7 protein-coding genes are annotated in these 7,810 nt (G+C 65.2%); 4 read left to right on the top strand and 3 right to left on the bottom strand.

The annotated features are described in order from the left end of the window. Window positions 1-143 precede the first annotated feature (143 nt). The 3 genes from A5724_RS05680 to A5724_RS05670 are packed head-to-tail and all read right to left on the bottom strand — an operon-like array spanning window position 144 to window position 4,143. On the bottom strand, window positions 144-2,063 hold the full coding sequence (locus A5724_RS05680) for an acetoacetate--CoA ligase (RefSeq protein WP_067797559.1): 1,920 nt from the start codon (window positions 2,061-2,063) through the stop codon (window positions 144-146). Then, window positions 2,048-2,794, bottom strand: a complete 747-nt coding sequence (locus tag A5724_RS05675; protein ID WP_067797556.1) for a 3-hydroxybutyrate dehydrogenase — start codon at window positions 2,792-2,794, stop codon at window positions 2,048-2,050. The genes A5724_RS05680 and A5724_RS05675 overlap by 16 nt, the downstream gene beginning before the upstream one ends. After that, window positions 2,791-4,143 carry an MFS transporter gene (locus A5724_RS05670; RefSeq protein WP_067797553.1) on the bottom strand — a complete coding sequence of 451 codons (1,353 nt, stop codon included), beginning with the start codon at window positions 4,141-4,143 and terminating at the stop codon, window positions 2,791-2,793. Before A5724_RS05670 ends, A5724_RS05675 begins: the two co-directional genes overlap by 4 nt. A 114-nt stretch (window positions 4,144-4,257) precedes the next feature. Here A5724_RS05670 and A5724_RS05665 point away from each other — a divergent pair, with 114 nt between their 5' ends. From A5724_RS05665 to A5724_RS05650, 4 genes are all read left to right on the top strand, one after another. Then, a complete protein-coding gene (locus tag A5724_RS05665) occupies window positions 4,258-5,184 on the top strand; it encodes a LysR family transcriptional regulator (protein WP_156752149.1) in 927 nt (308 codons plus the stop codon). Window positions 5,185-5,193: 9 nt separating this feature from the next. Next, window positions 5,194-5,970 (top strand): alpha/beta fold hydrolase, encoded by a 777-nt coding sequence (locus A5724_RS05660; RefSeq protein WP_067797546.1) that lies wholly within the window; start codon window positions 5,194-5,196, stop codon window positions 5,968-5,970. Window positions 5,971-6,031: 61 nt separating this feature from the next. Beyond that, a complete protein-coding gene (locus A5724_RS05655; RefSeq protein ID WP_197518565.1) occupies window positions 6,032-6,625 on the top strand; it encodes a hypothetical protein in 594 nt (197 codons plus the stop codon). Between the two features lie 16 nt (window positions 6,626-6,641). Beyond that, window positions 6,642-7,808 carry a glutathionylspermidine synthase family protein gene (locus A5724_RS05650; RefSeq protein ID WP_369830609.1) on the top strand — a complete coding sequence of 389 codons (1,167 nt, stop codon included), beginning with the start codon at window positions 6,642-6,644 and terminating at the stop codon, window positions 7,806-7,808. Window positions 7,809-7,810: the final 2 nt, after the last annotated feature.

Below are 7,810 nucleotides of genomic sequence, written 5' to 3'. Positions count from 1 at the left end.
GCCGCCAAGCGCTGCGCAATCGCCGTCGACTCATCGCGCGTCGACTCACCCATCACATCGACGAGCTCCCCATCCCCAAACCCCTCGAACACATGTTCGATACTGCCACAGCGCTACGACACGCGCCCAGAACCCTCCACAGGTCAGCGCTTCAGGCTTGCGTACCAGTCGAGCAGCGCCGGATCGTCGACGGCGCTCTTCTCCACCACCCGCGCCGGGTCAGCCCCCTGGAACAACTTCTTGATCGGCACCTCGAGTTTCTTACCGGTACGGGTGTGCGGAACACCCGGCGCGGCGATGATCTCGTCGGGCACGTGCCGCGGTGAAACCTCGTCGCGGATGGTGCGCTTGATCCGGTCACGCAGTTCGTCGGTCAGTTCCGCGTCGTCGACGAGCACGACGAACAGGGGCATCCAATAGCCGCCGTCGGGTTGCTCGGCGCCGATGACCAATGCCTCGGCGATCTCCGGCAACCGTTCGACGGCCTGGTAGATGTCGGCGCTGCCCATCCGGATGCCGTGCCGGTTCAGCGTCGAATCTGACCGGCCGTGCACGACGATGCTGCCGTGGCCGGTGATCGTGATCCAGTCGCCGTGTCGCCACACGCCGGGAAACATCTCGAAATACGCGCTGCGATAACGTGATCCGTCGGTATCGTGCCAGAAGGACACCGGCATCGACGGCATCGGTTTAGTGATGACCAGTTCACCGACCTCACCCCGCACCGGTTTGCCGGACTCGTCCCATGCGTCCAGGGCAACGCCGAGGTACGGCGCCGACAGTTCACCGGGCCACACTGGCACCGTGCGGACACCGCCGATGAACGCCGAAACCACATCCGTGCCACCGCTGATCGAGGCCACTTGGACGTGCTCACCGACGTTGTCGCGCAACCACAACGACGACGACGGCGGCAACGACGACCCGGTGATGCCGACGGTCCGCAGCTTCGACAGATCGTGTTCCGTGCGCGGCACCGCACCCGCCTTTGCGCAGCCGAGAACGTAACCCGGGCTGGTGCCGAGCACGGTGGCACCCACGCGAGCGGCGATGTCCCACAACGCATCCGGCCGCGGATAGTTCGGGCTGCCCGCGTAGCAGACGATCGTCGCGCCGACGAGCAATCCGGCGACCTGGAAATTCCACATCATCCAGCTCGGGCTGGTGTACCAGAAGAAGGTGTCGTCGGCGCCGATATCCGACTGAAGAGCAATGGCTTTCAGATGCTCGAGCACCACTCCGCCGTGCCCGTGCATGATGCCCTTCGGTAGGCCGGTCGTGCCCGAAGAGAAAAGGATCCACAACGGATGGTCGAACTCGACTGGCACCGTGGCGAGTTCGTCCGGGTCGGCCGTCTCGGCGAGGTCGGATGTCAGTAGGGTGGCACGCAACGTCGGAAGGCCGGCCTGCAGCGTCGCGACGTCGGCGCGTTTGTCGTGGGTCTTACCGCCGTAGGTGTACTCCTCGCCGGTGACCAGCACGATCGGCTCCAGCTGGCCGAGTCGGTCCAGCGCGGCCTTGGCCGAGTAGTCCTGCCCGCAGGCGCTCCAGATGGCACCGATGCTGGCAGTCGCCAGGAACGCGATGACGGCCTCGGGGATATTCGGCAGGTAGCCGACGACGCGATCACCCGCCGTGACGCCATGGGAGCGCAAAGTTTCCGCGAACGCCGCGGTGCGGCCGAGTAGCTCGCGCCAGGACAACTCGGCGACGCCGCCGTCCTCGGTCACGTTCAGGATGGCGGGCCGGTCGGTGCGCGCGTTGCTGACGATCTGGTCGACGTAATTCAGTTCCACACCGGGAAACCACCGTGCGCCCGGCATCTCGGCGCTTTCGAGCACACACTCGGGCGCATCGCCCAGGCCGAAGAATTCCCACAGCGCGCCCCAGAAGGCGGCGGGGTCATCGACCGACCACTGCCACAACGACTGGTAGTCCGGCAAGGCTGCACCGGTGCGCTGCTCGACGAACCGCGCGAACTCAGTGACGCGTGCGTCGGCGATATCGCATTGCGTCGGCTGCCACTGCGGAACGTCGACGGCGTGGGTCACCGGGCGCTCCATCCGCCGTCCATGGTGTATGACGCGCCGGTGACCATCCCGGCTGCCGGGGACGCCAGCCAACCGACAAGGGAGGCAACCTCTTCCGGTTCTACGAGACGTTTGATCGCGCTCTCCTTGAGCAGGATGTCGGCCACCACCTGATGCTCGGGGATGCCGTGGGTGCGGGCCTGATCGGCGATCTGCTTGGTGACCAGCGGTGTGCGCACATAACCGGGATTCACGCAGTTGCTGGTCACGTCGTACGGTCCGCCCTCGAGCGCGGTCACCTTGGACAGACCCTCGAGCGCATGTTTGGCGGTGACGTAGGCCACCTTGTACTCCGAAGCGCGGATGCCGTGCACCGATGAGATGTTAACGATGCGGCCGAACTTCTGCCGGTACATGTGCGGAAGGGCCGCCCGGATCAGCAGGAACGGCGCCTCCACCATCAGTGTCAGCAGCGTCCGGAACCGTTCGGGATCGAAGTCGACGATCGAGTTGATGCTCTGCACTCCGGCGTTGTTCACCAGGATGTCGGTCTCGAGATTCAGCGTCTCCAACGAGGAGACGTCGAGCAGGTCCACCGCCCATGCTTGCCCACCGATGTCCTGGGCGAGATCCTTAGCGCCCGCCTCGTCGACGTCGGCGACCGTCACGGTGGCTCCGCGCGCGGCCAGTTCCCTGGCACACGCCGCGCCGATCCCGCTCGCCCCGCCAGTGACCAGGGCGGTGCGACCATGCAGGTCCGTCATACGACGCCTGCCTTGGCCAGTTGTTCGCGGTCGGCCTGATCGACGGTGGCGAGGTCGATGCCCTTCGTCTCACGCGTGAAGTACACCGCGACAAGCGTGATGGCGGCCGCGATGGCCAAGTACAACGCGATCGGGACCGACGAGTCGTATGCCTTGAGCAGAGCCGCCGCGATCGAAGGGGCCAACGATCCCGCGAAGATCGAGGTGACCTGATAGCCAAGGGACACACCGGAATACCGCATCCGGGTGGGGAACATCTCGGCCATGATCGCCGGTTGCGGGGCGTACATCAGCGCGTGGAAGACCAAGCCGATGACGACGGCGCTCATGATCAACAGGTAGTTGGCGGAGTTCATCATCGGGAACGCGAAGAACCCCCAGGTGCCCGCCAGCACCGCGCCGACGAAGTACACAGGTCGCCTGCCGTACTGATCGGACATCCTGCCGACGAATGGGATCACGACGAAATGCACCGCATGCGCGGCGAGCAGGTACCACAGAATGTCGGAGGTGTTGGCGTGCACCTGCTCCTTGAGATAGACGATGGAGAAGGTGACCACCAGGTAGTACATGATGTTCTCGGCCAGCCGCAACCCCATCGCCGTGAAAACCCCACGGGGATAACGCTTCAGCACCTCGACAACGCCGAACGAGACGGCCTTGACCTGTTCGACCTCGCGTTGAGCCTCGAGGAAGATCGGCGCGTCGCTGACCTTGGTGCGGATGTAGTAGCCGATCAGCACCACCACCGCCGACAACCAGAACGCCACGCGCCATCCCCAGGACAGAAACGCCGCGTCCGACAAAGTGCCGTTCAACACCAACAGCACGACGGTCGCGAGCATGTTGCCGACCGGGACGGCGGCCTGTGGCCAACTGGCCCAGAATGCTCGGCTGCGATCAGGACTGTGCTCGGCGACCAGAAGCACCGCGCCACCCCATTCGCCGCCGACGGCGAACCCCTGCAGGAACCGCAGCGTCACCAACAGCACCGGCGCCCAGTAGCCGACCTGGGCGAACGTGGGCAGACATCCCATCAGCACCGTCACCGCGCCGACCAACAGCAGGCTGAACTGCAGCAGTTTCTTGCGGCCGTACTTGTCCCCGAAGTGCCCGAACACCACCCCGCCCAGCGGCCGCGCCAGGAATCCGACCGCATAGGTCAGCAGTGCCGCGATGATCGCGTCGAGGTCGCTGCTGCCCTTGGCGAAGAAGATCTTGCCGAACACCAGGGTGGCCGCGGTGCCGTACAGGAAGAACTCGTACCACTCGACGACAGTGCCGGCCATCGAAGCGGCGACTACGCGCTTCAACCCGGTCGGGATCGTCTCGGGTTCGTGGACACTCATCGCACACTCCTGCCTGAGATGTGATGGCCGACACAGATCTGTGTGCGAGTATTCATGCACTTAACCGCACGTGCAATGGCCAAATCTGCACGACATATCTGCAAAAATGCAGGTATGGCTGATGCGTCACCGCACTCGCCGACCCGCCGCCCCAGCGCGGACGATCTGTTGGTGCTGCTTGCCGTGGGCCGGTCCGGCCGTTACAGCACCGCGGCCGAGGAACTCGGGCTCAATCACACCACGATCTCGCGGCGCATCGCCGCGCTCGAACAGTCGATCGGGGGCCGGGTGCTCGCGCGTGTCGCCGGCGGTTGGGAACTCACCGACCTCGGCCGCGCGGCGCTGTCAGCCGCGGAAACCGTCGAGTCGGCGGTCCGCTCGCTGACCGTCGACGCCGGCGGCGTGCGCGCGCTCGAGGGCGTGGTGCGGATATCGGCGACGGACGGATTCAGCGCGTACATCGCCGCTCCTGCCGCCGCGCAGGTGCAGCGCACACACCCCAAGGTGGCAGTGGAGATCGTGGCGACCACCCGGCGCGCCACTCAGCAGCGGTCCGGGCTCGATGTCGAAGTGGTCGTCGGAGAGCCAAAGGTTCATCGCGCCAAGGCGATTCGGCTCGGCGACTACTGCCTCGGCCTCTACGGCTCACGCGACTACCTCGCCGAACACGGCACGCCGACGAGCGTCGCGGACCTCGCGCGCTTCCCGTTGGTCTACTTCATCGACTCCATGCTGCAGGTCGACGACCTCGACATCGCGACGAGCTTCGCACCGGCGATGCGTGAATCAGTGACGTCCACCAACGTTTTCGTGCATGTGGAGGCGACCAGGGCGCACGCCGGCATCGGCCTGCTGCCGTGCTTCATGGCCGACCGCCACGACGATCTACTGCGGGTGTTACCTGACAAGGTGGCCATCCGGTTGACGTACTGGCTTGTCACCCGTGGCGAGACGCTGCGCAGACCGGAGGTCGCCGCCGTTGTCGACGCGATCCGCGTGCGTGTGGACGAACAGCGCGACGTGCTGTTGGGTCGGCGTTAACGTCGTGACATGCCGTTCATCGATCACCCCAAGGGCCGTGCCTACTACCGGCACTGGGCGGCCGCGGAACCAAGGGCAGCTGTCGTCTTCCTGCACGGTTTCGGCGAGCACACCGGCGTCTACCACCGGTACGCCTTCGCGCTCAACGCGGCAGGCATCGACTTCTGGGCGGTCGACCAGTTCGGCCACGGTCTGAGCCCGGGCCCGCGTGGGGACTTCGGATCGATCGAGGACAGCGCCGCGCTCGCTGACACGCTGACCGAATTGGCCGAGCGGGGCGGCCCCGGGCTGCCGATGATCGCGCAAGGCCATTCCTTCGGCGCGGTGGTCACACTGTTTCGCCTGCTGGACCACCCCGACCGCTACCAGGCGGGAGTCATATCGGGTGCTCCGCTGATTCCGATCCCCGAAATGCTCGATGCCGATACGTCGTTCGATCTGGATCCCGGCTGGCTGTCGAGCGATCCGTTCTACCTCGATTCGCTGGAGAACGACCCGCTGGCCTTCGTCGATGCCGACGGGAAACCGTTGGCGCGGGAACTCGACAAAGCCTGGGACCGGTTCGGCGGCGATCTGCCGCAGCTGGCGGTGCCGACGCTGGCTGTGCACGGCGCCAACGACCCGATCGCGCCGGTCGACGGTGTGCGCGCCTACGCCGACCAGATCGAGATGTTCCAGTTGGTCGAGTTCCCCGGCGCGCACGACGTCCTCAACGAGACCGTCCATCGCGAGGTCGCGGCGACGATCGTCGAATTCATCGAGGCGCGGACGGGACTACGGCAATAGTCGTGGCTCCTCGACGTTTGCTGTGGCAGACTGCCTGCCAGATCGTGACGAGGAGCGATGAGTGGGGCCCGAGGAAGATTCACCGCAGCGAAGCGGTCCGTCGGACGACGAAACGCGCGCGCCGGAAGACAAGGCGGACAAGCCGTCCGGTGGCAGCATGCGGTTTCAAGATCCTGCGACCACCCGCCCGAGACCGCCGACCGTCGGCGAGACGCGCGCCAGAGAAAAGGCCGAGCGCGAACGCAAAGCTGCTGAGCGCGCGCGGTTCGAGGCCAATGTCAGGCGGTATCACCGCAACAGGCGGCTGATCGGCGGCGCCGCGGTCGTCGGTGTGGTGGGTGTTGTTGCGGCGCTGGGTTATTGGGCATTGTCGCCGCGCACCGTCAACGCGCAGTGCGTGCAAGAGGACGGCTCCGGCGGACCCATCGTCGTGCCTGACAGCTACTGCAGCGGCCACTCGGGCGGTTCCGGCGGCCTGTTCATCTACAGCGGTCACCAGTACCGGTACTACTACGGCAGCAGCGGAACCGTCGGATCACGTCCGGTGGGCGGCACGACGGTCATGCCGAAGGACACCACCGTCAAGACGTCGTCGGGCACCACTATCCAACGGGGCGGTCTTGGCACCAAGTTCTCGGGCAGCGGCGGCGGCTGAGCAGCGAGTGAAACGCCTGAGAACAGAACGACGACCGAATTGGCAGTCGATCGTGGAAGCACAGGGGCTCGTCTTCGGCACTCCCGCGCTCGATCCGTCGGGCGCGGATCGCGTCTACTGGGACGAGTCGGTGTTCTACGAGTTCGAGATGGATGAAGTGCTGGCGCTGGAGGCCGACGTCGAACTGCTCCATTCGATGTGTTTGAACGCGGTCGAGCAGGTTGTTCTGATGGAGCGGTACGCGGATTTCGGCCTGCCGGAATGGAGTTGGCAGTCGATCGCCGAATCATGGCGGCGTTCCGACCCATATGTCTACGGGCGGTTCGACCTGCGCTACGACGGCGGCTCACCGGCCAAACTGTTGGAGTACAACGCCGACACCCCGACGACGTTGTTGGAATCCTCGGTGCTGCAGTGGCATTGGCTGCAGGACAAGTTTCCCGACTTCGACCAGTGGAACTCGCTGCATGAGCAGCTCGTGGACCGGTGGAAACTCGTGCGAGAGTCGTTGCCGAACAACGAACTTCACTTCTCCTGGTCGGGCGCCGAGCAGACCGGCGAAGACCAAATCACCACGACCTACATGCAGGAGACGGCGGCCGAAGCGGGGTTCGAGACGATCGCGCTGGAGATCGAGGATGTCGGTTGGGATACTGCGCTCGAGCGCTTCGTCGACCTGGAAGAGGCGCCCATCGACGCGATGTTCAAGCTCTACCCCTGGGAGTGGGTGCTCGACGACGAGTTCGGCAGGCACGTCGCCTCCAGCCTGCCGAAGACGATGTGGATCGAACCGTTGTGGAAGACGCTGCTGTCCAACAAGGCGATCCTGGCGGTGCTGTGGGAGATGTATCCCGGTCACCCGAACCTGCTGCCCGCGTATCTCGACGAACCCCACGAGCTCACCGAGTACGTCCGCAAACCGAAACTCGGACGTGAAGGCGGGAACATCACGATCGTCGGCCCGGGTGTCGAGTTGGCCACCGGCGGGATCTACGGCGAAGAGGGTTATGTCTACCAATTGTTCGACCCACTCCCGCTTTTCGACGACGTGCGACCCTCGCTGGGCGCCTGGCTGGTCGGTGATTCCTCTGCGGGATTGGGCATCCGCGAAGCCGGCGGCCTGGTGACTGACGACCGTGCAGCCTTTGTCCCACACCGAATTCCGCTGAACAAAGGGAGCTGATC

Source organism: Mycobacterium sp. ACS1612 (assembly GCF_001667505.1).
Classification (GTDB): Bacteria; Actinomycetota; Actinomycetes; order Mycobacteriales; family Mycobacteriaceae; genus Mycobacterium.
Note: the sequence above shows the minus strand (reverse complement) of the source record. Positions and strands in the feature narration are given on the sequence as shown.

What these genes read in the sequence shown, in the direction of transcription:
- A5724_RS05680 (WP_067797559.1), bottom strand. Translation starts at nt 2,063, where the DNA reads ATGGAGCGCCCGGTGACCCACGCCGTCGACGTTCCGCAGTGGCAGCCG.
- A5724_RS05675 (WP_067797556.1), bottom strand. Translation starts at nt 2,794, where the DNA reads ATGACGGACCTGCATGGTCGCACCGCCCTGGTCACTGGCGGGGCGAGC.
- A5724_RS05670 (WP_067797553.1), bottom strand. Translation starts at nt 4,143, where the DNA reads ATGAGTGTCCACGAACCCGAGACGATCCCGACCGGGTTGAAGCGCGTA.
- A5724_RS05665 (WP_156752149.1), top strand. Translation starts at nt 4,258, where the DNA reads ATGGCTGATGCGTCACCGCACTCGCCGACCCGCCGCCCCAGCGCGGAC.
- A5724_RS05660 (WP_067797546.1), top strand. Translation starts at nt 5,194, where the DNA reads ATGCCGTTCATCGATCACCCCAAGGGCCGTGCCTACTACCGGCACTGG.